Annotated in this window: 24 protein-coding genes and 1 pseudogene; 6 read left to right on the top strand and 19 right to left on the bottom strand. The window is 39.5% G+C overall.

From position 1 onward, the window contains the following. Nucleotides 1-92: 92 nt before the first annotated feature. The 7 genes from RCG19_RS22285 to RCG19_RS22255 all read right to left on the bottom strand — a co-directional run bounded on the left by RCG19_RS22285 (nt 93) and on the right by RCG19_RS22255 (nt 9,604). Nucleotides 93-545 carry a MarR family winged helix-turn-helix transcriptional regulator gene (locus RCG19_RS22285; RefSeq protein ID WP_166241327.1) on the bottom strand — a complete coding sequence of 151 codons (453 nt, stop codon included), beginning with the start codon at nt 543-545 and terminating at the stop codon, nt 93-95. A 132-nt stretch (nt 546-677) separates the two neighbouring features. Further along, nucleotides 678-1,439: a hypothetical protein gene (locus RCG19_RS22280; protein ID WP_308108971.1), complete on the bottom strand. Its 762-nt coding sequence runs from the start codon at nt 1,437-1,439 to the stop codon at nt 678-680. A gap of 97 nt (nt 1,440-1,536) precedes the next feature. After that, entirely contained in the window at nt 1,537-3,975 is a 2,439-nt protein-coding gene (gene parC / locus RCG19_RS22275) for a DNA topoisomerase IV subunit A (RefSeq protein ID WP_308108970.1), read from the bottom strand. Further along, nucleotides 3,972-5,951, bottom strand: a complete 1,980-nt coding sequence (parE, locus tag RCG19_RS22270) for a DNA topoisomerase IV subunit B (protein WP_308108969.1) — start codon at nt 5,949-5,951, stop codon at nt 3,972-3,974. Before parE ends, parC begins: the two co-directional genes overlap by 4 nt. 274 nt (nt 5,952-6,225) lie before the next feature. Then, entirely contained in the window at nt 6,226-6,645 is a 420-nt protein-coding gene (locus tag RCG19_RS22265; protein ID WP_308108968.1) for a CoA-binding protein, read from the bottom strand. 100 nt (nt 6,646-6,745) lie between these two features. Then, complete coding sequence (locus tag RCG19_RS22260; RefSeq protein ID WP_308108966.1) at nt 6,746-7,597, bottom strand: sensor histidine kinase; 852 nt, start codon at nt 7,595-7,597, stop codon at nt 6,746-6,748. A 267-nt stretch (nt 7,598-7,864) separates the two neighbouring features. Continuing rightward, nucleotides 7,865-9,604 carry a glycosyl hydrolase family 18 protein gene (locus tag RCG19_RS22255; protein ID WP_308108965.1) on the bottom strand — a complete coding sequence of 580 codons (1,740 nt, stop codon included), beginning with the start codon at nt 9,602-9,604 and terminating at the stop codon, nt 7,865-7,867. A 169-nt stretch (nt 9,605-9,773) separates the two neighbouring features. Here RCG19_RS22255 and plsY point away from each other — a divergent pair, with 169 nt between their 5' ends. The 4 genes from plsY (at nt 9,774) to RCG19_RS22235 (ending at nt 12,485) form a co-directional block, all read left to right on the top strand. Beyond that, entirely contained in the window at nt 9,774-10,373 is a 600-nt protein-coding gene (gene plsY, locus RCG19_RS22250) for a glycerol-3-phosphate 1-O-acyltransferase PlsY (RefSeq protein ID WP_308108964.1), read from the top strand. Nucleotides 10,374-10,680: 307 nt separating this feature from the next. Then, the gene (locus RCG19_RS22245) at nt 10,681-10,854 is read left to right on the top strand and encodes a hypothetical protein (RefSeq protein ID WP_308108963.1); all 174 of its coding nucleotides are present in this window, start codon (nt 10,681-10,683) and stop codon (nt 10,852-10,854) included. Nucleotides 10,855-11,329: 475 nt separating this feature from the next. After that, a complete protein-coding gene (locus RCG19_RS22240; protein WP_308108962.1) occupies nt 11,330-11,581 on the top strand; it encodes a hypothetical protein in 252 nt (83 codons plus the stop codon). Further along, a complete protein-coding gene (locus RCG19_RS22235) occupies nt 11,568-12,485 on the top strand; it encodes a CapA family protein (protein ID WP_308108961.1) in 918 nt (305 codons plus the stop codon). Before RCG19_RS22240 ends, RCG19_RS22235 begins: the two co-directional genes overlap by 14 nt. A gap of 43 nt (nt 12,486-12,528) precedes the next feature. Here the strand turns inward: RCG19_RS22235 and RCG19_RS22230 are convergent, their stop codons facing one another. The 11 genes and pseudogenes from RCG19_RS22230 to acnA all read right to left on the bottom strand — a co-directional run bounded on the left by RCG19_RS22230 (nt 12,529) and on the right by acnA (nt 24,026). Next, nucleotides 12,529-12,846, bottom strand: coding sequence for a hypothetical protein (locus RCG19_RS22230; protein WP_308108960.1), 318 nt, complete (start codon nt 12,844-12,846; stop codon nt 12,529-12,531). A gap of 43 nt (nt 12,847-12,889) precedes the next feature. Next, nucleotides 12,890-13,318 (bottom strand): acyl-CoA thioesterase, encoded by a 429-nt coding sequence (locus RCG19_RS22225; RefSeq protein WP_308111052.1) that lies wholly within the window; start codon nt 13,316-13,318, stop codon nt 12,890-12,892. Nucleotides 13,319-13,346: 28 nt separating this feature from the next. Beyond that, nucleotides 13,347-15,674, bottom strand: coding sequence for an AAA family ATPase (locus RCG19_RS22220; RefSeq protein WP_308108959.1), 2,328 nt, complete (start codon nt 15,672-15,674; stop codon nt 13,347-13,349). A 107-nt stretch (nt 15,675-15,781) separates the two neighbouring features. Then, a complete protein-coding gene (tlp, locus tag RCG19_RS22215; protein ID WP_308108958.1) occupies nt 15,782-15,997 on the bottom strand; it encodes a small acid-soluble spore protein Tlp in 216 nt (71 codons plus the stop codon). A gap of 129 nt (nt 15,998-16,126) precedes the next feature. After that, nucleotides 16,127-16,273 (bottom strand): acid-soluble spore protein N, encoded by a 147-nt coding sequence (locus tag RCG19_RS22210; RefSeq protein ID WP_166241301.1) that lies wholly within the window; start codon nt 16,271-16,273, stop codon nt 16,127-16,129. A gap of 68 nt (nt 16,274-16,341) precedes the next feature. After that, nucleotides 16,342-16,473 carry an FbpB family small basic protein gene (locus tag RCG19_RS22205; RefSeq protein ID WP_007087036.1) on the bottom strand — a complete coding sequence of 44 codons (132 nt, stop codon included), beginning with the start codon at nt 16,471-16,473 and terminating at the stop codon, nt 16,342-16,344. A gap of 138 nt (nt 16,474-16,611) precedes the next feature. Continuing rightward, the gene (locus RCG19_RS22200; RefSeq protein WP_166241299.1) at nt 16,612-17,148 is read right to left on the bottom strand and encodes a redoxin domain-containing protein; all 537 of its coding nucleotides are present in this window, start codon (nt 17,146-17,148) and stop codon (nt 16,612-16,614) included. A 157-nt stretch (nt 17,149-17,305) separates the two neighbouring features. Then, nucleotides 17,306-18,100 (bottom strand): class II aldolase/adducin family protein, encoded by a 795-nt coding sequence (locus RCG19_RS22195; RefSeq protein ID WP_308108956.1) that lies wholly within the window; start codon nt 18,098-18,100, stop codon nt 17,306-17,308. Between the two features lie 22 nt (nt 18,101-18,122). Beyond that, nucleotides 18,123-19,178 (bottom strand): S-methyl-5-thioribose-1-phosphate isomerase, encoded by a 1,056-nt coding sequence (gene mtnA / locus RCG19_RS22190; RefSeq protein WP_308108954.1) that lies wholly within the window; start codon nt 19,176-19,178, stop codon nt 18,123-18,125. Between the two features lie 125 nt (nt 19,179-19,303). Next, entirely contained in the window at nt 19,304-21,007 is a 1,704-nt protein-coding gene (gene abc-f / locus RCG19_RS22185) for a ribosomal protection-like ABC-F family protein (RefSeq protein ID WP_308108953.1), read from the bottom strand. A 315-nt stretch (nt 21,008-21,322) separates the two neighbouring features. Further along, a pseudogene (gene acnA / locus RCG19_RS22180) lies at nt 21,323-24,026 on the bottom strand (aconitate hydratase AcnA). Nucleotides 24,027-24,356: 330 nt separating this feature from the next. On the opposite strand from acnA, the gene sspO reads away from it, so the two are divergent. Beyond that, nucleotides 24,357-24,509, top strand: coding sequence for a small acid-soluble spore protein SspO (sspO, locus tag RCG19_RS22175; protein WP_166241289.1), 153 nt, complete (start codon nt 24,357-24,359; stop codon nt 24,507-24,509). Between the two features lie 49 nt (nt 24,510-24,558). Here the strand turns inward: sspO and RCG19_RS22170 are convergent, their stop codons facing one another. Beyond that, nucleotides 24,559-24,828, bottom strand: coding sequence for a hypothetical protein (locus tag RCG19_RS22170; RefSeq protein ID WP_308108950.1), 270 nt, complete (start codon nt 24,826-24,828; stop codon nt 24,559-24,561). 114 nt (nt 24,829-24,942) lie between these two features. Here RCG19_RS22170 and RCG19_RS22165 point away from each other — a divergent pair, with 114 nt between their 5' ends. Then, nucleotides 24,943-25,080, top strand: a complete 138-nt coding sequence (locus RCG19_RS22165; protein WP_066062670.1) for a small acid-soluble spore protein P — start codon at nt 24,943-24,945, stop codon at nt 25,078-25,080. Nucleotides 25,081-25,087 lie beyond the last annotated feature (7 nt).

Below are 25,087 nucleotides of genomic sequence, written 5' to 3'. Positions count from 1 at the left end.
TTTTTATTGGTTTCTGAGCATACCATATACTAAATTTGTGAACTGAATATGAACAATCATGTTCCATTGCTTTACCTATTTGTTTCCGAAAGCTATTGATTACTTACTCGGGTAAAATAATCATGAACTTTGGTAAGCAATTCTGCCAGTTGTACACTTTCTTCTTCTCCTAAATAATCAATTAATCCCAAAAAGGTTTCACCAAATGCTTTTCTGGCATTTTTAGTTGCTTCCATCCCTGCCGGAGTCAGTGTAATTTTTACAGCTCTTCTGTCATCTGGATCAACTGTCCGTTCAACTAAGCTGTCTTTTTCAAGGATGTTAACGATTTGGGTAATAGTTGGCGGGGTAACCTCCAAAAGCTGACTAATTTCAGAAACTTTCATTTCGCTATTTTTGTCATTAGCAAAACGTTGAATGGTTGCAAGCACCCTGAATTCACTCGGATTAAAGCCGGCAATTTTCTTGTTATGCCACCCCGTTTTTTTTAATTGCATAAAGGATTGTAAAAGCTTCTGGGCCGTGCCGCTTTCAAAATCGGCCATGTTCATCACCTCGAGTTTTATTTTTTTCATAATACTTAGGGTACTTAATTATTTACAATCCTAAGTATATTCTTCACCATTTCCATCGTCAATTTTTAGATAAAGAAAAAACACAGAAAATAGTTTCTGTGTTTATTTAGGTATATTCTCTTGCTTGACATTTACATTTAATAGCTTCCATTGGTCATTTTCATATGTCCATGTGGTTTCAACTAAGGCAATAGTGTCCGCATTTGCGACACCGGTTACTCTTTGAATACCCTTTAATCCCATATTTCCATCTTTTAATTGAAACGGCTTTAGGCTGCTATAGGGATTTACCGATAATTCGGTTGGTTCGTTTAGCTTTCCCTTATAATAAAAACCAAGTTTTTTGTAATATTTCTTCCGATCCTTTAAATCAAATAAATAAGTTTTATCTGTTTGAAGCAGCTTTATTTCAGCTTTATAGCCATTAAGGAATTTAGCATCCATTTCAAGTGGTTCCGGAATCGTTAAGTTATTGTGGACAAAATTCTTTAATGAATATAAATAATTGTTTACTATGCCACCGCTTCCCCCCGTTAAAACACTCGCATATAAATCTTTTATTCCATCATGATTCAAGTCTGTTAGTTGAAGTGATGCTTTCGATCCACTTTCTAATGGAAAGGTAATTACTTTCCCGTTTGAGCCCGCAATCTCAAGATATATCTCTTTCAAATACGAATCATCATCCTGATAAGGTATCCCCTTTAAGAGGATAACCTCATCTATATCATCACCAGAAATATCTGCTTTTTCCTCTGAAATAGTGATGACCTTCGCTTTTTCCTCAATTGCATATACTCCAGTTATTGCTGTAATTGACAGTAGAAAAAATGAAACCATAACAAGCAGCATTTCCTTTTTCACTCGTTTCCCCTCCATACTCGCTATTGTTAGTTAGTATGTCCAATTTTGGAAAAAAGATGAAGAAAAGGACTCTCTATTTTTAGAGAGTCCCATCCATTTATTCACTAGGGGTTTCAGGTGTTTCCACTTTCCAAATATTCGTTACTTTTCCACTTTCCCCTTCATCTAAAATGAATGAGCCGTTAGAGTAACGATCACTATAGCGAATATCACTTATATTTACTGTTTCGATGACACCTTTATCTGTTTGTATAAAAATGGTATCTTGATCATTTGCAATCATAAAGCCCATGATCCTGTGCGGATTTGATTTGAGTTCCCTCAGAATGACGACACCTCGCTTAGCACGAGTAGCCTTTTCAAATTCTTTTACTTTCATCCGCTTTACGGCGCCACGCTGCGTGGCAATCACAATGGAATCCCTACTATCGGAAGTAATCAGCTTCCCACCGACAACAAAATCGTTTTCTTTTAGGTTTATCCCTTTTACTCCCGCTGCTCGAATGCCGACAATACTTATTTCTTCCTCATGGAACCAAAGGGCATAGCCAAGGTTTGTAATGAGGAAAAGTTCTTTTGTCCCGTCTGTTAGATGGACATCCATTACTTGGTCGTCATCTTTAAGATTGACAGCAACAAGTGGCTTAGAATAGCGCTGTGCTTTATAAGCTTTCAGCTCGGTCTTCTTGACCATGCCATTTTTTGTAACAAAAACGAAGAAGGCATCTGATTCAAAATCCTTCACCGGTACCGCTTGAATAATTTCTTCATCACGGTCAATTGGAATGATATTTGCCACATGCTGGCCTAAGTCTTTCCAGCGGATATCAGGAAGTTCATGCACAGGGCAGAATAGATAATTACCCTTGTTGGTGAAAAGGAGCAGAACATCCTTTGTATTCATATCAAGTTGATCTAATAGACGATCAGATTCCTTCATGGCAAGATCTTGACCACCTGATGCAGCAAATGAACGCTGGCTTGTCCGTTTTACATACCCTTGTTTCGTAATGGTTACAATGACGTCCTCGCTAGGAACGGTTACCTCAAGATTGATTTTTAACTCTTCAATCTCTGCTTCAATCTTCGAACGGCGCACATCGGCGAAGCGTTTTTTTACATCTTTTAATTCTTTTTTGATCACGGAGATCAGCTTTATGTCACTTGCTAAAATGGCAGTCCATTCTTCGATTTTCTTTGCTAATTCGTCCGCTTCCTGCCTTAATGCGGTGATGTCAGTATTCGTTAAGCGATAAAGCTGTAAAGATACAATAGCTTCGGCTTGCAACTCGGTAAAGGCAAATTTACCAATCAAATTGTCTTTTGCATCACGCTTGTCCTTTGACGCGCGGATGGTGGCAATTACTTCATCAAGAATGGATAAAGCTTTCATTAAGCCTTCAACAATATGCTGCCGTTCTTTCGCTTTATTGAGTTCAAACTGAGTCCTTCGTGTCACCACTTCTTTTTGATGCTCAATATAGGCATCAAGTAATTCTCGAAGCCCCATTAACATTGGCCGCTTTTTATGAATAGCCACCATATTAAAATTATAGGTTACTTGCAAATCACTATTTTTATATAAATAATTCAATACACCTTCAGCATCGGCATCCTTTTTTAATTCAATCACAATTCTGAGACCGGTACGGTCGGTTTCATCGCGAACCTCAGATATGCCCTCAACTTTTCGATCAAGACGAAACTCATCCATTTTTTTGACAAGGTTTGCCTTATTCACTTCATAGGGAATTTCTGTGATCACAATTTGCTGTTTTCCGCCACGAACCTCTTCAATGTTTGCTTTACTTCGGATAATAATCTTGCCTTTACCAGTTTCATAGGCTTTTTTTATACCATCTATCCCCTGGATAATCCCTCCGGTAGGGAAATCCGGCCCCTTGATAACCGTCATAAGTTCATCGACAGTTGCATCTGGATGATCCATTCTTTTAATGACGCCGTCAATAACCTCACCAAGATGATGTGGTGGTATATCCGTTGCATATCCAGCAGAAATCCCTGTTGAACCATTTACTAGAAGATTTGGAAACATCGCTGGGAAGACAGTTGGTTCCTTCGAGGTATCATCAAAGTTTGGAATAAAATCGACGGTATTTTTCTCAATATCACGTAAAAGTTCTGCCGATATGGCTGACAGCCTCGCTTCCGTATACCGCATCGCAGCTGCCGGGTCACCATCGACACTCCCGTTGTTTCCGTGCATTTGCACGAGCACATTTCGTACCTTCCAATCCTGGCTCATCCGAACCATTGCTTCGTAAACGGAGGAATCACCATGTGGATGATAGTTACCGATTACGTTACCAACCGTTTTTGCTGACTTTCGAAAGCCTTTATCAAAGGTATTGCCCTCGAAATGCATTGCATAAAGAATTCTTCGCTGAACCGGCTTTAACCCATCTCTAGCATCAGGCAAGGCACGTTCTTGAATAATATATTTACTATATCTGCCAAAACGATCACCAATGACATCTTCTAGAGGTAAGTCACGGAATTTTTCAGTTGCACTCATCCTTCAGACCCCTCCTCAGCGACCGTAATATTTTCATTTTCCAAAATGGTGTCATCTTCTTCTAAACCAAATGCAACATTGCTTTCAATCCATTTACGGCGCGGTTCGACTTTATCGCCCATAAGGGTTGTCACGCGGCGTTCCGCTCTTGCCGCGTCATCGATTTTCACTCGAATCAGCGTACGTGTTTCCGGATCCATTGTTGTATCCCATAGCTGATCGGCATTCATTTCACCAAGCCCCTTATAACGCTGGATGATATAGCCTCTGCCCACCTTTTTCAAGGCACCTTGCAGCTCATCATCACTCCAGGCATACTCAATTATTTCTTTTTTACCTGCTCCTTTACTTACCTTATAAAGCGGCGGCAAGGCAATAAATACTTTTCCCGCCTCAAGGAGCGGTTTCATATAGCGGTAAAAGAAGGTAAGTAATAATACTTGAATATGAGCACCGTCGGTATCGGCATCCGTCATAATAACGACCTTATCGTAATTAATGTCTTCCACATTAAAGTCGGCACCTACTCCACCGCCGATGGCATAAATAATCGTATTGATTTCTTCATTTTTAAAAATGTCCGCTAGTTTTGCTTTTTCTGTATTAATGACTTTACCTCGTAAAGGAAGAACAGCTTGAAAACGGCGGTCACGTCCTTGTTTTGCCGATCCTCCAGCAGAATCACCCTCAACAAGGTACAATTCATTCTTTTGTGGGTTTCGGGATTGCGCCGGTGTTAGTTTACCGGATAAAACAGCCTCTCCACGCTTCCGTTTCTTGCCGCTGCGTGCATCTTCCCGTGCTTTTCTAGCAGCTTCACGGGCTTGGTAAGCTTTAATCGACTTTTTAATCAAAAGGGAGCTTATATCAGGATTTTCCTCAAGAAAATAGGATAAATGCTCAGACACAACCGCATCAACGGCGGATCGCGCTTCATTTGTTCCTAGTTTTCCTTTCGTTTGTCCTTCAAATTGGAGAAGTTCCTCAGGGATTCTTACGGAAATAACCGCCGATAACCCTTCCCTAATATCTGTCCCATCAAGGTTCTTATCTTTTTCTTTTAATAAGGAGATCTTCCGGGCATAGTCGTTAAATACCCTTGTCAACGCTGTTTTAGAACCGGCTTCGTGTGTACCGCCATCTCTTGTCCGTACGTTGTTAACAAACGAAAGAATATTTTCAGAGTAGCCATCATTGAATTGAAAGGCAAATTCGACCTCTATGCCATGATTTGCCCCTTCAAAGCTGACAACGGGGTGGAGGACATCCTTTTCTTCGTTTAAATATTCAACAAAAGCCTCTATACCATTTTCATAATGAAATACTTCATGAAGGTCATTGCGGTCATCATGGATTTCAATCTTTAACCCTTTCAGTAAAAAGGCTGACTCTCTTAACCTCTCACATAAGGTATCGAAGTTATAGGTGGTTGTTGAAAAAATAGAGGAATCAGGCTTAAAATGAATCGTCGTTCCTGATTGATTGGTTTTACCGATCTTTTCAAGTGTTGTAGCTGGCTTACCGCCATTCTCAAACCGTTGTTCATAAACGAAACCGTCCCGCTTAATCGTGACGATTAACCATTCCGATAGGGCATTGACGACAGAAGCCCCAACACCGTGGAGCCCGCCGCTTGTCTTATAGCCACCCTGACCGAATTTTCCGCCGGCATGGAGCACCGTTAAGATGACTTCTGGTGTAGGTTTACCCATTTTATGCATACCTGTAGGCATGCCGCGTCCTTTATCCATGACACTGATAGAGTTGTCTTTGTGTATTTTTACGATGATTTGATCACCAAAGCCGCCAAGCGCCTCATCCACTGAATTGTCCACAATCTCATAGACGAGGTGATGGAGTCCGCGTGAATCGGTGCTGCCAATGTACATACCCGGGCGTTTTCTAACCGCCTCAAGACCTTCTAGTACTTGTATGGCATCATCATTATAATCAAAAGCTTGTTGATTCCTTGCCACGATAATACCCCTTTCATACATTACAAAAAAACTAAATTGATTAAAGTCTCTGTTATCCTTGTAAATAACGTATTAGAACTAATGTTTGCCACTTTGATTTTAACACATGTTCTCGTGGCGTCTAGACTTAATTGTAGCGATTTATTTCGATTTGGCAAATAAGTATTTTTAAATTAACTCATTTTGCTATATGATTTTTGCAGAATTTAGGGAGAAAAAAAGAAAAAAACTGCTAATTATTAGCAGTCATTTAAAAAGAAATGAGGTCTATTTATTATGGCATGTTCCTGGTTAAAGCATGCTCCACTTTTATACAACGATCCATGACAACTGTATAGCCTTTTTCTTTTAAAAACTCATATGCTTCTTCATTTGCAAGGCCCAGCTGTGCCCAAAAAACATCCGCATCAATTTCGTCAAATTCCTTTGCCACATCAAACAATTGCTCTGAGCGCCGGAATACGTTCACGATGTCAATATGCCCGTTAATATCTTTTAAGGATGCCACTGCCTTTACACCCAGAATTTCGCCATTAAAGGTTGGATTGACTGGAATAATGTCATATCCCGCTTTTTGCATGACCTCAGATACTTGATAAGAAGTGCGATCAGGTTTATTACTTAAACCAACTACGGCAATTCTTTTTGCGTTTTTTAATATGGTCCCAATTTCCTCGCGACTAGGATTCTCCATTCAGTACCACTCCTGTATATTGTTTTCTATATTTTACCTCTTTCCAGTAAAATTACAAAATAAAAAACTCCCTGTTTGTGGGAGTATTTGTAACGATAAATCAAACTGATACGAGTTCCTGTTTAACAGCTGCCGTTGCCTTAGGAATTGACAAACAGAATTTGGCTCCATCACTCGTATTTTCAACTGTTACAGTGCCATTCATCTTTTCGACAATCATCTTGGTTAAATAAAGGCCGAGACCAGTCCCATTTTGCCTTGTGGTAAAGTAGGGGTCAAATACTTTCTTCAGTAATACAGGTTCGATACCGCCTGCATTATCAATGAACTCTGCTGTCACATTATCTGTTGTCTCACCGATTTTTATCGATAGTTTTCGATGTCTGCTGTCTTTTTGAACAAAGGCGTCACGTGCATTTGTTAAAATATTTAGCACAACCTGGCTATATTCATTCGGATATCCATATGCCATCTGTTGGCCTCTATATTCAAATTCTACCTGAATCCCATGTTTTTTCAGACTTAGCGAAAATATGGTTAATGCCTCTTCGATTGAATCGCCAACGGAAAAAGGTATTCTTTCTTTATTCGGTTTATAGAATTTCCGAAAATCATTTATGGTCCTGGACATATGATTAATTTGGACCATACTCTCCCTAGTGAACCGGTCAATGTATTGATCGTCAATTTCGCCAAACTCCAATGCTTCTCTAACATCATGCATTAATAGCGATAAGTGATTTAACGGCTGTCGCCATTGGTGCCCAATACTTGCAACCATGCCACCCATTGCAGCAAGTCTGGATTGCTCAATTAAAATCGTATCTTTCTGTTTGTTCTTTACCACCTCATCCTGAAGTAACTTTTCTAAATATTGATTTTGTTGTACCACTAACTCATACTTTTTTACTAATTCTTGATAGTTTCTTTCACTTTCCGATTTCTCGATCATACTGCTCAACTCCTTCATACAGATTCGGAAAATTATAAGACAAACCGACCAATAGTCGTGTCGATTCGGCCGGTTTTTTGCTTGTTTATTTGATTTTATCTAAATTATAGGGGCTCCATACACAGCTTTCAACGAATTAACAAATGGTTTGAAAATTCTCCATATTTTTGTAATAAAATCGACTTTAATTGTCCTTACTTTTGACGATTTAATAAATGTAAAAAGGAAATAATAAAGGATCTGTGTAAGAATCCTTTATTATTTCCTTTATTTTTGTGTTACGGCATTGTCAGCATGTAGATTTAAGGCCGTCCATGCGGTGATGTCGCCGAAAACCCTAGACCATGTCCCAACTCCGGCCAACTGATAGTTACTCGCTAAATCAGCTCGTTTCTTCAAAGATAATTCATCTTCTATCCAAATTTTATAGAGGGCATTTTCTTCTGCAGAAGCATATTCTGCGTAGTTTTGACCACTTTCCTCATCATACCTTGGCTGTATTCCTTTCTCAGCAATCCATGCTTTAACCTTATCCATTGATAGTGCCTGTGCAGTTACTTCAGTAGTGCCATCTGTATTTGTTTGTTCCTTCCATAGTCTTGCATACAACGGGACCCCAAGGATTAATTTCTCATTAGGTACCTCTTTTAGCAAGGTATCAAGGTTTCTTTCCACCCATGGTAAACTAGCCACACTTCCTGCACCTGATGAGGCACCCGTATGTTCATCATACGCCATGACGACAAGGTAATCGGCAATTTTAGCCAGCTTTTCACGTTCGTAAAATGAAGACCAGTTGTTGTTACTGCCCGCTGCAAAGGTAATATCCATTGATACAATTAATCCGGCTTCATGCAGGTATGGTGCTGCCTCCCTCATGAATTGAGTCACAAGCGGCCCATCTTCTTGATTCACATTTTCGATATCAAAATTAACTCCTTGCAACTGGTACATCTGACTGAAATGAAGCAATTGCCGGATAATCGCTTGCCGTGTTTCAAAATCTTTCATGGCCTCATGTGTTAGCATAGGGTCAAATGAATTTGAAAACACCCCCCATACTTGATATCCCTTGCCGTGTGCCCAGTTGCTGTAGTTAAGCGAAGCAAGGTTTTTGACTGATCCGTCACCAGCAGCAAGGGAGAACCATGTAGGCGAAACGACATTTACACCAGCCATGTCTGGGATTTTAGAAGCATCAGGATTTTTAGAATAAACAGCCTCCCAGGTCAATTTTACAGGGCCATTAATCTCTGGCATTGAAAACGTCTGGCTCTGACGTGTAATCTCGATCGTTACAGTCTCTTTCGTTTGAACATACTCCTTTTTTACATAACCGCTGATCCCATTCGCTTTTCTTATAAGATAAAAATCGTCCTTTTCGCCTTCAATGGTAACGGCTTCGTTGTTAGCCATTTCGGCTACATAGGGGGATCGGAACGAAGGTTCTGTTCGCAGCCTAAGTTTCTCTTGATTCATATCTTTTTCTGTCAATACACCCTTCATAAATTTCTCGCCATCCTGTTGAATCCAAATAGCCCCGGTTTCAGGCATTTTTTTATATTGGATCGGGTAAAAAGACAGGATTGGCTCAAGGGCAACGTATGTTTTTCCCTCCTTGGTAATAATGGGTGAAAGTTGTAAGTTAACTTCCTTTTGATTGACAAAATAGGTGAGAGAATTGGTCGGCATTTGAACCACTTTATCACTTGTTGTTAGGATGACTGAATTTGACTTTTCATCATACATGATGGTATTGTCGATGTTTTCCTTCAAAAATGAAAGGGGAACAAACCAGGTATTTCCTTCGAGTAAGGCATTTCCCAGCTGCTCCCCGTGGAATACGATAGGATGTTCACCACGGAAATACGTTTTTTTATCCGTTGAGGCAAAAGGATAGAAGAATAGGAAAATGGAAGAAAAAATGAGCAGGAATGCGCAAATTAACCCTCCAATGATCCATTTCATAGATAGTTTTTTTGTGTAATGATATTCAATACGCGCCATGTTTCAAAATCCTCCTTACCTCTATCCTAAGATATCTTTTTAGAAATGAGAAGGTTTTTTCCAGGCTAAAATGCTAATTCTTTTAGTTATTCAAGAAAGCAATAGTGTTTTTTCGAAATTCCATGGTAAAATAGAAGGACTCGAACTTTTATTGAAGGAGATAGTATGAATGGTTCAAATTATTTTAGTTTTGATCCTGGCTTATTTGCTTGGTTCGATTCCATCCGGTTTGATTATCGGTAAGGTTTTTTACAAAACAGATATTCGTGAGCATGGGAGCGGAAATTTAGGGGGAACCAATACCTTTCGAACACTTGGTGTGAAAGCTGGTTTAGTCGTTACGCTTGCTGATATCCTAAAAGGAACGTTAGCAGCATCGTTACCTGTTCTCTTATCGATTGATATGAACCCATTATTGGCTGGTGTGTTTGCTGTTTTGGGACATACTTACCCTCTATTCGCTGGATTTCGTGGCGGGAAAGCCGTCGCTACTTCTGGTGGAGTTCTATTGTTTGCGGCACCCTATTTGTTCTTAACCGTATTAGTCGCATTCTTTATTAGTTTGTACATAACAAAATATGTTTCCTTGTCATCGATGATTGCCGGAATTATCGCTATATTATTTGCAATCATGGAAGGATTTGTGCAAAAATGGGACATTCCCTTGTTGATCGTCGTGTTTTTACTGGCATCCTTTGTCATTTACAGACATCGGGCAAATATAAAAAGAATCATGGACAAAACAGAGCCCAAAATCAAATGGCTGTAAGAAAAGCGCAAGCGCCCTGGTCAGCGGCGTATGGCCTGGAGCGATCCAACTGAGATAAAGGAAACACGAAGAGCCGGAAGGCGATTCGATGTTGACTTATCGTAGGGCGGAGAGTGAAGGACACTAGCCGCTAGGGAGCTGGAGCTAGACATTTCTCAAAGTTTAATTACTTTCTATTATTTTATTAATGGACCTTAAACGGTTCTTTTTTATTTTTCATAAAAAATTCAGAATCACTTCGGTCATTCATCTATATCTTCTGTAGTATATAAGTATGGATGGAGACTACAAGAGTGGAGGGATTTTGATGCAAAAGGTGAAACAGGATCTTATTTTTTCAACCGTTGTTTCGAATAACCCAGATGTAAATGAATTTATTGTTGAGTTTACCAGGAACGGAGAAATGACTGACAGCTTTCCGATAAAAACAACGAATAATTTTGATGAATTAATTGAATTTTTTTTCGAAATGGAAGAATAACATTTTCTTTGTTGACAGCAAAAAGGAGCGTCCACTGTGGAGGCTCCTTTGATCTACATTTTTAACAATTTAAATGTTTTATTTCCCATTACATCCTGAATATAATCGAGCTTAGTTTGGTCAAAATAAACAAAATCCTTTTCATGGATAAGGATAATGAGCTCACCAAACTCAAATGTAGTATCCCCTTGTATTTTCCGCTCTTCCAGAGACAGATTTAATTTTGGACCACCTCAACCGATCCCCATACTTAAACGTAAGAATAGTGTTTCATCTGGTGTTTGTTTCTCGTTATTTACGGTGTATAGTAATTTTTCGTATGCACTCGGCGTAATCTGAAACATTCTTTTCACAATCCAATCATTATTAATTAGTCCACCATGAATAGATTTAATGTTATTCTTAAATATAATATAGTATAAACAATGAGCATAGAAATAATTTGCTTGATAACGTGATGGGTAAAGGTGATTAAATGAAGAAAAAAGCTATTATTTCCTCCACATTCATTATTTTGATTTGTATTGTTGCTGCGGCGTCTGTCTGGATTATTCAGCAAAATCAAGTGTCTAAACAGGATGACATGGTATACGTAACGAAAGACCATAAAACACGCCCATCCATCAATATCAATCATGAGTTGACTGAAAAGGTTACGCTCGGTGCGATTGGCGATATTCTTATCCATAGTCCTGTCTATGTAGACGCTTTTAATGGTGCAGAATAGTAGTTTTGATCCCATGTTCGAGCCTGTGAAACCATTATTGGAGAAGCCAGATGTTCTGACGGCAAATCAAGAAAGTATGTTAGGTGGTCTAGAATTGGGTTTATCCGGGTATCCCATGTTCAATAGTCCGCACGAGGTTGCCAGTGCGCTCGTCCATTCCGGAGTCGATATCGTTTCAACAGCCAATAACCATTCGTTGGATAAAGGAGAAAAAGGAATTCAGTCAGAGTCCGCTTATTTAGATAGTATTGGTTTACCACATGTCGGGAGTTTCATTGATGAAAAGGATCGAGAGGATTTGCGTGTCATTACTAAGAATGGCATTAAAATTGCCTTTCTTTCTTACACATATGGCACAAATGGAATTTCTGTTCCGACTGGAAAAGACTATCTTGTCAACCTGATCGATCGAGAAATCATGAAGAATGAAATTCATCGTGCCAAAAAGGCAGCAGATGTTGTGGTGATGAGTATTCATTGGGGGATGGAGTATCAGCGAATCCCGACAGATGAACAAAAGGATTTGGCGAATTTCTTGGCTAATGAGGGTGTGGATATTATTTTTGGCTCCCATCCGCATGTATTGCAGCCAATGGAATGGATTCCGACGACGGATGGCCGCAAATCCTTTGTGGTTTATTCATTAGGGAATTTTCTATCGGCACAATATGGTGATTATAAGGATATTGGTGGGTTAGCCACAATCGATATTACCAAACATGTTTCAGAAAAAGGCAACACGATTGAGCTCTCAAACCCTGTGTTTTCTCCAACATTCGTGACAAGTCAAAAATATCATCAATTTCGGATCGTACCTTTAGAAAATGCCGGAGCATACGGACTTTCTAATGCCGACGCAACATATAAAGAAATTCAAGAACATATGAGCCAATGGCTCCATTAAAGGGTTGTTCATCCAATCGAAGAAACAGGCTCACTTGATAAAATTACTTCTCAAGTGAGCCTGTTTTGTTTTCCCAAATATGTTCTTGCAGACCTTCTTTTATCAAAATTTCTTTTTGTCTATCACCGATTAAGTCAAAATGGGAATAACCATCGATTCGATGATGAATCCATTCCTTTTTTAAACCATGTTTTTTGCCCCAAGCGGCTAATTTTTCAAGGTCACCACAACCAACCTTGGTTACTGTCTTACTGCCTGGAAAGCGGTCATCAAGCCAATAATGGGTTAAAAAGGCGATCTCACCGTGATCAATTTTTCCTTTCCATTCCCTAATTTCATCTCGTTTTATGCCAAAGGCCATTCTATTCACCTCACCATTGTTAATATGGAGGCATTCCGAGTGTTTATTTTTTCTTGATTTCTTCGTATTTTACGTACCATTCTGGAAAAGCCTTTTTAAATGATGTCGGTCTGAAATTATCCTTTTTTACAATAATGTGAGTGGATGTCCCTACGGCACACACATCATCCTCACCGTTTACAATGGTGTAGCCATAAATGGTTTTTATACCGTCATTTAATTCGACCCAAGTCTTTACAAATGCTTGATCGCCATATCGTAATGGTTTTTTGTATGTAATCTGAATATCATAGACTGGCGCATAGTATCCGGATTCTTCCATGGAGAGATAGCTGTAGCCGAGGTCCTCAATAAACCCGGTTCTACCAAGCTCGAAAAACTTTAAATAATTCGCATGATAAATGACACCCATCATGTCGGTATCTGCATAATAAAGCTGAATTTCTCTTGTTGAAACAAAATATTGTTCCATATCCACGTTCCTTTCCATCCCTTTTTGATTACAGTTTAGTTAAGGCTTTTTTCACATCGTCTACCTCAAGGAACATAGATTTTTCAAAAAGGCTTTCGTCCTCTTCCCATTCCATTAAACGTAAGGCTTGCGCTTGAATCATTTCATCTACCATGTTCGTAGCAAAGCGTCCATTTCCCTTGAACACATCTGCTCCCATGGATAGGAGTAATAAATTCTTCGCCTCATCAGTTACTTGGTATTTGAAGCTTTCCGCGTAGGCTAACATAATTTCGAGCAATTCTGCAGTTGAGTAATCCGGGAAGAGAAAGAACTTTTTAAACCGAGAGCGAAGCCCAGGATTGCTTTCCAGTAATTGATCCATTTCATTTGGATAACCGGCAAGCACGACCACCAAATTTTCATTTTGCTTGGTCATTTCATCAACAAGCGTATCAATGACCTCTTTGCCAAAATCCCCGGCTGTCTGGCTGAGCAATGAATAAGCCTCATCAATAAATAAAACCCCGCCAAGTGCTTCCTTAATTTTTTTCTTTGTTTTTCCGGCTGTTTGTCCAACATATCCCGCTACAAAATCAGCCCTGCTCGCCACAATGAGATGACCCCTTTTTAACATTCCGCATTCTTTTAAAAATTCCGCGTAGATTTTTGCGACAGTTGTTTTTCCCGTTCCCGGATTACCGGTAAACACCGAATGAAGCTGAATAGGTACTGTTGGAAGTCCTTTTTTTCTTCTAAACTGCTGTATTTTCACAAATGAAATGAGGGTTTTCATTTCCTCCTTTAACGATTCAAGACCAATTAGACGGTTGAGTTTCTCTTGTGGAGACTCTGCACTATTCTCCGTCTCTACTTGAAAATCCTCTTTATTCAAGAGCATATAATCTAAAATGTCATCGTTTGATGCTAGGGTGTCTGCCCCTTTTTTAAATATGGCATCCAACACGATATTGCGGACAGTCCTTGCATTTCCAAATGTGTCATCGACTCGTTCCTGATCCAGTCGATGGTTAATTTCGATTTTGGCTTCTTCTGTGAGGAAATAATCATTCTCTGCTGCCACCAGTTCAGCAATCTGGATTAACTCCTCATTCGAATAATTTGGCAAATGAATCAAATTCGATTGAGGAAAACGACTTCTTAAACCTGGATTAGCATCCAAGAAGGAACGCATTTCTTCCGGATAGCCTGCTAAAAAAACGGCGAATTTCCCGCCAAATTCATTCCCAGTCATTAATGAGACAAGTGTGTCGATCGCTGTCTGGCCATAATCATTTCCTGTTTGGCCCTCACGTTTTAAACTATAGGCTTCATCAATAAACAACACACCGCCAATGGAACGTTCCACGATCCTCCGGACGTTTTCTTCTGTTTGCCCGACAAAGGCCCCAACTAATTGAGATCGATCTGTTTCAATGACTTCCTCACGCGGCAAGACGCCCAGTTCATGATAAATCTTTGCTAACAACCTAGCGAGTGTCGTTTTTCCTGTGCCAGGATTACCGGTTAAGATCATATTAAGACTTAATTCATCTTTAATTTGAAAACCCAGTTCCTTGCGATGCTTTTGATATTTTAAAAACCGGTAAAAATCATTGACCCGTTTTTTTACTACATCCATGCCAATCATAGTATTTAACTGATCCAAAGCATTTTCGGCAGCATGGGTTACCTTTTCCACATTATTGAATTGCTGCTGCCAGGTTTGTTTGATTTCTTCTACGTTCGCCATATGTAATTTCAAGTCGTCATAATAGGTAGAGGTATGAAAAACACCCGTAATCGATTGATCATATTCTTCCGCTGCCTTTAACAGGCTACATGTTTCCTCTATGGCTGAAAAAAGTAAATCAGACAGCTTTTGATATTTTTTGAAAAGATCATTATTTACCATTGATGAAGTCATTTCTATAGAGGACTGTAAATGGCTTAACTGGGATTCTGCATCGACCAAGAATGTTTGGCAAACGTCGATGAATTGCTCCGCTGTTTTCTTTTTCGCAGTCCGATTATCTGTTTCTCGAATGGGTGGAAAAGTAAGCAGAGAAAGCAGATTCTCCATTTTACTCCATTCGGCTAGAATCCGATATTCTTTGGCTTTTTGGTTTTCGGGATAAAGCTTTAATGCCTTTTCAAGCCAAACTGCTGCTAATGAATCCTCTTGGTTTCTTCCAAGCCGCGAAAATGCGGCTAGTGTTAACAACTTAGATAATATAATGGGATTTGACTCCTGGCTGATCTCTGCTATTAATTGACTTTCATTTAGGATAATGCCGGTTTCGTTCAGTTCCTTTTCCCATTGTTTTATTTGCTCAGCGTTTTTTGGACGCTGGTTTCCTTGTTGAATCAATGTCATCACTTCTTTTTCGAAAATTCCTTTTTATATTACCACAACGGCTGTCTTTACACGAAATAATTACTATGAAAATAAAAAAGACCCTATGGGCCTTTTTGGTAAGTGGATCAGGTTTCATCTTGAAGTTCTGCTTGGAAGGATTCAATACTTTCTCTTCTTCGCTGATTCTTTGCTTCAATTTGCTGACGTTGCTGTTCACTATCGGTAAATTGCATCGATTCTTCTGCTTTTTGAATATTTTCAGTTGTATCCTGGATCATGGATTGAATTTTTTCTGCATTATCGCTGCGATCATCCGGTTTCGGTTGGTTGTTATAGGCCATGGTAAAGTCCTCCTCAGGTTGTATTCGGTACAAATATAGTTTGTAACATGGACGAAAAAATATCACAAAAAATTCTGTAGAAAAACAAAAAAGACCCGCAGGCAATGCCAATGGGTCTTATATCCAAAATTATTCACCTTTAGTCTGCATTACCTGGGCATGTTCCCCAGATGTATCCTGCATTTGTTTTCCTTTATTCGCATCCGATTTTCTTGGCTGCGTCCCCACATGTGCGGGTCTAAATTGTTTTGTTTTATAACCTGATTCATTACTCATGTCTTTATCCCTCCTTATGTACAGTTTGCCCAAAGGAGAGGAAACGATGATTGGAAATCTTTTTTAGATTACTCGGCTTTGCCGAGGCGTTTTTCTTCTAAACGTTGTTCAATCTTTTCCATCGCTGCACGATCTTTTAAAAGTTGTGATTTATTTTCAGAAACTAGTTCTGCAAAAGAACGTTTTCTAGGCTTTCTCATTGGTATCACCTTCCTTATCAACTATTGTAACAGTTATTATGCCCGGAAACGGTTGCAATTATTACAACTTTTTGAAAATTTGATTGTTTATATTTTTTGTAAAAAAAAGAGGCATTGGCTTGAACCAATGTCTCCTGTTTAGTGCAATTTATTGGTAAAGTCTTTCATGTTATCGAGCTTCATGGTGCCGATAAATCTATTTTTTATGATCCCTTTGCTATCAATAAAATAGGTAGTTGGGATTGAGATGATTTGATAGGTATCATTTACCTTGTCTTCTGCGTCAAGAAGGATCGGAAAAGTAATTTTATATTCATCAACGAATCCTTGAACATCTAATTGTGGGTCAATATTTACGGCCAAAATAACGGTATCATCACCGATTTCTTTGGAGAATTGCTCCATTTCCGGCATTTCTGCTTTACATGGTCCGCACCATGTTGCCCAAAAGTTTAACATCACTTTTTTTCCTTTATAATCAGAAAGCTTGGCTGTCTCGCCTGTCAATGTTTTTAGTTCAAAATCAGGTGCCTTCGCTCCGATAGAAAGTCCTTCTTTATTGGCTGTTCCCTGACTTGTCGTTTCGGGTGTATCTGTTTTTTTATCCATTGCTTGAACAATCGCTACACTGAGTAAGGTGACTAAAACAACAGCCGCAATTACTTTTTTCATCATCCCCGAAAATCCTCCTTTACTTCGTATCTGCTACATTGATTTTACACTATAAACCTAGGTGAAACAAAATGTGTATATGCCGAAACTGTGACAATTTGGGGAATTTTTATATTGAAAAACAATAAACGGAAAAAGCAAGCCGATATCCGCTTGCTTTCTAAAGATGTTTTTTCAATTCGTTCACTACTTTTCGGGAAACTCCTTCGATGATATAGTTTAGATCTTGTTCAGACAGTGCTGAACCAGTTGTAGTGGTTACTTTTTTCGCATGGATGCCCTCTGAAGTTTCTACACCTAGCGGGGTCTTCCCTGCTATCCCCATTTTGGTTTTCATTTCCACCAGTGTGTTAACATGCGTTTTTGAAAGCTCCCTATCCCCATTAAGCTGCTTAGCTATCCAATTAATTTTTGCCGTAAACTCTAAGGATTCCATTAAATAATAGGCATGCTCCAAATCCTTGCCCCAAGTTAATGCCCCGTGGTTTTCTAATAACACCCCTTGGTGCTCGCGAACGTGCTTTTTTACGGCATTGGGCACTTCCTCGGTAGAGGGAGTGCCATATTCAGCAATTGGTATCGTTCCGAGATAGACAACTGACTCTGGCATGAGCGCCTGGTCCAACGGGATGCCTGCTATAGCAAAGGCTGTTGCATATGGCGGATGAACATGAACGACAGCTTGGATGTCCGGCCGTTCTTTATAGACCAGCAGATGCATTTTCATTTCAGAGGTTGGACGGTACTCCCCATCGAGAACATTGCCATGGATATCAACCTTAATAATCATTTCTGGTGTCAAAGAGCCTTTACTGACACCTGTTGGCGTAATTAGAAATTGATCGTCACTGATTCGTATGGAAATATTCCCATCATTGGCTGCTACAAAACCTTTATCGTAGATCCTCTTTCCAATATCACAAATTTGTTTCTTAAATTTAATTTCCGTAATCATACGTTACCCGCCTTTGCCATAGTCATTGAAATAATTTTGGCAGCTCTCCTTGATAATTTCCTGTTAGTATCCCCTTTTCGGTGATAATAGCCGTAACCAGTTCATGTGGGGTAACATCAAACGCAGGATTAAACACCTTTACACCTTCAGGAGCCGTCCTTTTTCCAAATCCTTCAGTGATCTCCGATGCCTCTCTTTCCTCTATAGGAATATCTGCACCGGTTTTGGTTTCTAGGTCAATGGTAGAGATCGGTGCGGCCACATAGAAGGGAATTTTATGGGCCTTTGCCAGTAAAGCCACTCCGTAGGTGCCAATTTTATTTGCTACGTCCCCGTTGGCCGCGACTCGGTCACAACCGACTATAACGGCTTGAACCCAGCCTTTTTGCATCACCATTGCCGCCATGTTGTCAGTAATAAGGGTAACATCAATCCCTGCCTGCATAAGCTCCCAGGCAGTCAAGCGGGCTCCTTGCAAGAGCGGTCTTGTTTCATCAGCAAACACCTTCATGTCCCAGCCTTTTTCCTTGGCTAAGTAGAGCGGTGCAAGCGCTGTCCCATATCTTGCCGTAGCGATACCACCAGCATTACAATGGGTAAGAATGCCTATTCCGTCTTGCAAAAGCGTTAAGGCGTGTTCGCCGATGGATCGGCACACTTCTTCATCCTCATTACGAATGGAATGTGCTTCGTCTACTAGTGCTTCTTTAATTTTTGCAACTGTACGGTCTTTTTCTTTTTGTGCCCGCTCATCCATCCGTTTCAAGGCCCAAAATAAGTTAACGGCAGTGGGCCGAGAGGTTGCTAGATAGTCTGATTGTTTTTTAAATTCTTGATAAAAATCCTTAAATGAACTTTCGGGAGCATCTTTGACACCTAATAATAATCCATAGGCTGCAGCAATGCCTATTGCTGGCGCACCACGGACTTTTAATTGCTTAATGGCATCCCAGGCATCTTCAATTTGGGAGATTTCAAGAAATTCCGTCACATTTGGAATTTTCGTTTGATCGAGTATTTTTAATACACCATTATCATAGTAAACAGATTGTAAAAAGGCTTCTGCCACTAAAATCATCTCCTCTCTTATATGTATAAGCCGCTTACAAAAGCGTATTTTTCTTCCATTGTTATTTTAACAATATTCGTAAAGGATGCAATACATAGGGGAAAAGAGCAGGAAATTCCTGCCCCTCTGTCAATTTACCCCATTAATGCTCGTTTTTGCTTAACCAGATCATTAAATTCTTTGTCTAATTCGTGATATTTTGGATCCTTTTGATTAATAAGCGACAATTCACCTAGAATAGCGGCGATTTTATTTTCAATAACTAATAGTTTTTCATTTCTGTTATCGAGTGTCTTTGTATTAAAATATTCCTCCGGCTTCATTTCAACTCGCTTAATTTGTTGATTGTCAAACACCAGCAGCCGATCACAAAGGTTATTTAAAAAATAGAAATCATGGGAAACAGTCAAAATCGTGCCTGTATACTCTTTTAGCGTTTTTTCGAGCTGCTCCCTGCTTGGTAAATCGAGATGGTTCGTCGGTTCATCTAAAATGAGAACATCATATTCCTTCATAAGTATGTCGACAAGCTTCACCCGTGTCCTTTGCCCAAGGCTTAACATTCCAATTGGTTTTGTTATATGACTCTCTTTTAAACCCAAATTAGCAAGTAACGTTCTTGCCTTCAAAATGGATTCTCGGTCGGAATAGCCTAATGCTTCAATTGCCGATAGATCTGCTGGTAAATCAGCAACGTCTTGGCTTAAATAGGCAATGTTAATGGTGTCACTTTTCCAAAGCTCACCTTCTGAAGGCTGCATCATACCGATGATCATCTTAATTAATGTGGTTTTCCCGCAGCCATTTTCCCCTAACAATCCTACCCGATCACCTTGATTAATATAGAATTGGGAATCTTGAAAGAGGGTTCTGTCATCAAAGGATTTAGACAGCCTTTTTGCCTCTAGTATCCGTTTGCCTCTTTTTCCATGCTGATCAAACTCGAACCGAACTTTTGCCTCATCAATGGGTTTCTCTACCTTATTTTTATTTAGCTCATTTTGCAGGCGCTTCATTTTCGATTTCACTTGATTGTCTCGCTTTTTGGCTTTTACTCGATGATATTCTTTTGTGCCCTCTTCTTTTCTTGAATTTCGGTGAGCTTTTTCTGACCAAGATTTTAATTGCACCATTTGAGTCTCAACTAATTCTGTTTGGCGCTGCTGGACATTATATTGGTGTCTCTGTGTTTCTAATCGTTGCTGTTTTTCCTTCCGATAATCACTGTAATTTCCATTGTAAAAACCAATCTTGCCATTTTCTAATTCAAATATTTGATTGACTGTTTGATCTAAAAAATGACGGTCATGAGAAATAAGTAAAACTGGACCATGGAACTTTTCTAATTCCGAAACAAGCCACTTAATTCCTGTAAAATCCAAATGGTTGGTTGGTTCATCCAAGATTAATACATCTGGTTTCGACGCCCAGACCATGGATAATGCAAGCTTTAGCTTTTCCCCGCCACTTAAATGGGATAGTCTGCTCTCTTCCCAGTTTGATACCTTTCGAAGTCCTAGTTCACTTGTATGATGGAATAGATCATATTCAGCTTCATTTGAAAGAAATTGATAAAAATCATTTCCTTCGTAGTCAATCGATTGTGTAAGGTACCCTATTTTTACATCATTTGGTTTTTCGATTACACCTTTGTCTGGTAAAATTTTGCCCAAAATAAGATTGGCTAATGTAGTTTTTCCCGTGCCGTTTAGCCCCACGAGGCCAATTTTTTCGCCATTTTTAATTTCAAATTGAATATTGTCAAAGATTTTTTGCAAATGATAGCTTTTTTCTAAACCTTTAACATGTATCATAACTGAATTTTGACTTTTAAACATAAAAAAACCTCCTTCATGCGAACCTGAAGAAAGTTTATGTCATAAACAGTATCGTTGCTGTCATAAAAGAAGGACAACAAATAAACCTAAAAAGGCTTGGTATGATACGATCAGGACATAAAAAGGACAGTCTAATCCAATTCTTCAGGTCTTCATTTTCGTTTATTCGAATAATGAATTGAAAAATAAGATTAAAACTTCATGCCTCTTTACCATTCCTTTTCGTTTGATAATTTTATTATAGTAAACATTCTTTACTATTGTCAATCATTGCATGAAAAAAGCACCATGCCTAGACATGGTGCCTCCCTTTAATTATGCTTGTAACTTTTCACGTAGAACCATTTGTAGAATGCCACCGTGACGGTAGTAGTCAATTTCAACTTCAGAATCAAAGCGAACGATTACTTCAAATTCTTTCTTGCTGCCTGCTTCATCAGTAGCAGTTACTTTTAATAAATCGTGTGGTCTTACTTTTTCATCCACTTGTACATTAAATGTTTCATTACCAGTTAAACCTAGTGTTTCAGCGTTTTCGCCCTCTTTGAATTGAAGAGGTAGAACACCCATCATAACAAGGTTAGAACGGTGGATACGCTCATAGCTTTCGGCAATAACCGTTTTAATCCCAAGAAGGTTAGTACCTTTTGCTGCCCAGTCACGGGATGAGCCCATGCCGTAATCCTTACCGGCAATTACCATTAGACCAGTGCCGTTTTCTTTGTACTTCATGCATGCATCATAGATAGAAGTAACTTCACCAGTTGGCCAGTAAGTTGTTACTCCGCCTTCTGTTCCTGGTGCGATTTGGTTACGAATTCGGATGTTCGCAAATGTTCCGCGCATCATGACTTCGTGGTTACCACGGCGTGAACCGTAAGAGTTGAAGTCACGTGGTTGAACGCCCTTTTCAAGCAAATATTTTCCGGCCGGAGTGTTTTTACCAATGGCTCCTGCAGGTGAAATATGGTCTGTTGTAACAGAGTCACCGAATTTACCAACTACACGAAGTCCTGTTAAAGGTTCAACAGTTCCTGGTTCTGGTGATAGACCTTCAAAGAAAGGCGGGTTTGCAATATAAGTTGAATCTTCATCCCAAGTGTATAATGGTTCATTGCTTGTTTTGATTTCGTTCCAACGCTCATTGTCACCGAACACGTTCGCATATTCGCTGCGGAATAATTCAGGAGTAACGGTGCGTTTCACGACATCATTTACTTCTGCAGTAGATGGCCAGATATCCTTGAAGAAAACATCGTTGCCGTCTTTATCTTTACCAATTGCTTCTGTAGCAAAGTCGATGTTCACTGTACCAGCAAGAGCATAAGCTACAACAAGCGGTGGTGAAGCAAGATAGTTAGCTTTTACAAGCGGGTGAATACGTCCTTCAAAGTTACGGTTACCTGAAAGAACAGATGTCACTAATAGATCGTTTTCCGCAATGGTTTTTTCAATTTCTTCCTTTAATGGACCGGAGTTACCGATACATGTTGTACAGCCGTAACCAACAAGGTTGAAACCGATTTGCTCAAGGTATGGAAGTAAGCCGGAATCACGAAGGTATCCTGTTACCACTTTTGAACCTGGTGCTAAAGGATTTTACAAACTTAGGAACTTCCATTCCTAATTCAACAGCTCTTTTCGCAACGAGGCCTGCACCCACAAGAACATATGGGTTAGAAGTGTTTGTACAGCTAGTGATGGAAGCAATCGCTACTGCACCTGTTTTAATTTCCGTTTCGTCCCCATTGTTAAATGTAACCGTTGCTGATTTATCGAGCTCAGCAGGTTGGAAGCCGAAGCCTTGGTTTCCTTGTGGTGCAGAAACAGCTTTAACGAATTCTTGTTTCATTTTTGAAAGTGGAATTAAATCTTGCGGACGCTTAGGACCGGAAAGATTTGCTTCAATTTCAGAAAGGTCAATTTCGATTACATCTGTATATACTGGTTCAAATGATGGATCAAAGAATAATCCGTTTGCTTTGCAATATTCTTCAACAACCTTTACTTGCTCTTCTTCACGGCCAGTTAAGCGCATATAGGCAAGTGATTCATCGTCAATGGGGAAGAATCCACATGTTGCACCATATTCTGGAGCCATGTTAGCAATCGTTGCACGGTCTGCAAGTGGTAATGATGATACCCCAGGTCCGAAATATTCAACAAATTTACCAACCACACCATGTTTACGAAGAACTTGTGTTACTTTAAGGGCAAGGTCAGTTGCTGTAGCACCGTTTGGAAGCACACCATTCAATTTAACCCCAACTACTTCTGGAACTGGGAAATAAGAAGGCTGACCAAGCATACCTGCTTCTGCCTCAATACCACCTACACCCCAGCCAAGAACACCAAGACCATTGATCATGGTAGTGTGCGAATCAGTACCCACTAATGTATCTGGATAGGTTTCTAGTTCACCGTTTGTTTCAGCAACATGGACAACATCTGCCAAATACTCAAGGTTTACTTGGTGAACGATACCTGTTGCCGGTGGAACAGCACGATAGTTGTTGAATGATTTTTGTGCCCAGCTTAAGAATTGGTAGCGTTCTGCATTTCGTTCAAATTCATAATCCATATTAATTCTTAAAGCATCTGCAGATCCATACGCATCAACTTGTACAGAGTGGTCGATAACTAGATCAACTGTTTTCTCTGGATTGATTTTGTCTGCGTCACCGCCGAGATCAGCCATTGCTTTTCGTAAAGAAGCAAGGTCAACCACTGCTGGAACACCAGTAAAGTCTTGTAAGATTACACGAGCCGGTTTGAATGGAACATCTACTTCTTTTAACTCGTCTGTTCCCCATTTTGCTAAGTTTTCAACATGCTCTTTTGTGATTACACGGCCATCATATTGGCGAAGTACAGATTCAAGTAAGACTTTCACGGAATATGGCAATTTTGATACCTTACCAACCCCTGCCTCTTCAAGTGCATTTAAACGGTAATAGTGGTAGCGTTTACCGTTGGCTTCAAAAGAAGCTCGTGCGTTAAATACATCGTTTTTACCCATGTGTAAAAACCCCCTCATTCGTCATAATAGAACAAAATTAACGAAAAGTCGAAAAGTTTGAATTTTCCCATCCCACTTCACTTTTCTCACAATTCTAATCTTAATACAACCTTCTACATAAGTAAATAACAAGAAAGTTATTGTGCTTGATAAGTTTTTCTTATGCTTTTTATGTAATTTGTTCGGAATATTTTGAAAATCGCATTAATAATAGAGTGATTTGGGATCAGTGTGAATTCTCATTTTCTTTATTATTATCTCAAAAAACTATTTTCTTGTCATTATTAAAGACAGAAAGGAAATAGTAACAATATACAGGAGGTGAAGGAAATGGTAAAACGAAAGTCTAATCATGTCATTCCGGGAATGAATGCCGCTAAGGGTCAAGGAAAAGGGGCTGGTTTCAACGAGGAATTTGCGAGCGAGCCAGAAAAAACGGCAATGGAAAGACTGAACAATAAAAAACGGAAGAAAAATCAATAAAAATAAAAATAAGCAGGGATCCCCCATTTGCGGGGCCCCCCTGCCTCCATTATTCTGTCTGATTTACTTCATAGACCATATTTTGCAGATCCTGCTGGAATTGTTCCAGTTGGGCTTTTTGGTGTTCAGAAGCAACTTCTAATGCGCTTTCTATTTGTTGATATGCTTCATTGACTTCATTCTTCAAATGCTTGAGTTGATGCCCATAACTGGCACTATCACTGACAATTGTCTCAAAAAGACCTTGGGCTTCCTCGTATCCTTGTTGTGCCGCTTGAAAAGCCTCTTGCTTGTCCTTGTTGTAAGGATATTTCTGCATAATTTATCTCACTCCTTCATTTTGTTTACCCATTAAATTGCGCAGATCAGAAAAAAATATTCGGGATAAAATGTTTTTATGATTGCATCCTATTAGGGTGAGGAGGGATAAAAAATGAACAAAAATGATGGAAAAGATATGCGTAAAAATGCACCAAAGCAATCAGGGCAGCCAGAACCATTAAGCGGTTCGCACAAAGTAAAGAATCGCAACCATACCCGTCAAAAACATAACTCAAGTCATGATATGTAAAAAAGCG

It is taken from the genome of Neobacillus sp. OS1-2 (assembly GCF_030915505.1).
GTDB lineage: Bacteria > Bacillota > Bacilli > Bacillales > Cytobacillaceae > Neobacillus.
This window is presented reverse-complemented; position numbering and strand designations above follow the sequence as displayed.

Excerpts from the sequence above, each read along its gene's own strand:
- sspO (WP_166241289.1), top strand. The coding sequence starts at position 24,357 with ATGGTAAAACGAAAGTCTAATCATGTCATTCCGGGAATGAATGCCGCT.
- RCG19_RS22205 (WP_007087036.1), bottom strand. The coding sequence starts at position 16,473 with ATGAGAAAGCCTAGAAAACGTTCTTTTGCAGAACTAGTTTCTGAAAAT.
- RCG19_RS22165 (WP_066062670.1), top strand. The coding sequence starts at position 24,943 with ATGAACAAAAATGATGGAAAAGATATGCGTAAAAATGCACCAAAGCAA.
- tlp (WP_308108958.1), bottom strand. The coding sequence starts at position 15,997 with ATGGCCTATAACAACCAACCGAAACCGGATGATCGCAGCGATAATGCA.
- mtnA (WP_308108954.1), bottom strand. The coding sequence starts at position 19,178 with ATGATTTTAGTGGCAGAAGCCTTTTTACAATCTGTTTACTATGATAAT.
- RCG19_RS22235 (WP_308108961.1), top strand. The coding sequence starts at position 11,568 with ATGGTGCAGAATAGTAGTTTTGATCCCATGTTCGAGCCTGTGAAACCA.
- RCG19_RS22285 (WP_166241327.1), bottom strand. The coding sequence starts at position 545 with ATGGCCGATTTTGAAAGCGGCACGGCCCAGAAGCTTTTACAATCCTTT.
- RCG19_RS22265 (WP_308108968.1), bottom strand. The coding sequence starts at position 6,645 with ATGGAGAATCCTAGTCGCGAGGAAATTGGGACCATATTAAAAAACGCA.
- parC (WP_308108970.1), bottom strand. The coding sequence starts at position 3,975 with ATGAGTGCAACTGAAAAATTCCGTGACTTACCTCTAGAAGATGTCATT.
- RCG19_RS22170 (WP_308108950.1), bottom strand. The coding sequence starts at position 24,828 with ATGCAGAAATATCCTTACAACAAGGACAAGCAAGAGGCTTTTCAAGCG.
- abc-f (WP_308108953.1), bottom strand. The coding sequence starts at position 21,007 with ATGTTTAAAAGTCAAAATTCAGTTATGATACATGTTAAAGGTTTAGAA.
- RCG19_RS22225 (WP_308111052.1), bottom strand. The coding sequence starts at position 13,318 with ATGGAACAATATTTTGTTTCAACAAGAGAAATTCAGCTTTATTATGCA.
- RCG19_RS22220 (WP_308108959.1), bottom strand. The coding sequence starts at position 15,674 with ATGACATTGATTCAACAAGGAAACCAGCGTCCAAAAAACGCTGAGCAA.
- RCG19_RS22230 (WP_308108960.1), bottom strand. The coding sequence starts at position 12,846 with ATGGCCTTTGGCATAAAACGAGATGAAATTAGGGAATGGAAAGGAAAA.
- RCG19_RS22200 (WP_166241299.1), bottom strand. The coding sequence starts at position 17,148 with ATGATGAAAAAAGTAATTGCGGCTGTTGTTTTAGTCACCTTACTCAGT.
- RCG19_RS22260 (WP_308108966.1), bottom strand. The coding sequence starts at position 7,597 with ATGATCGAGAAATCGGAAAGTGAAAGAAACTATCAAGAATTAGTAAAA.
- plsY (WP_308108964.1), top strand. The coding sequence starts at position 9,774 with ATGGTTCAAATTATTTTAGTTTTGATCCTGGCTTATTTGCTTGGTTCG.
- RCG19_RS22240 (WP_308108962.1), top strand. The coding sequence starts at position 11,330 with ATGAAGAAAAAAGCTATTATTTCCTCCACATTCATTATTTTGATTTGT.
- RCG19_RS22255 (WP_308108965.1), bottom strand. The coding sequence starts at position 9,604 with ATGGCGCGTATTGAATATCATTACACAAAAAAACTATCTATGAAATGG.
- RCG19_RS22245 (WP_308108963.1), top strand. The coding sequence starts at position 10,681 with ATGCAAAAGGTGAAACAGGATCTTATTTTTTCAACCGTTGTTTCGAAT.
- RCG19_RS22195 (WP_308108956.1), bottom strand. The coding sequence starts at position 18,100 with ATGATTACGGAAATTAAATTTAAGAAACAAATTTGTGATATTGGAAAG.
- RCG19_RS22210 (WP_166241301.1), bottom strand. The coding sequence starts at position 16,273 with ATGAGTAATGAATCAGGTTATAAAACAAAACAATTTAGACCCGCACAT.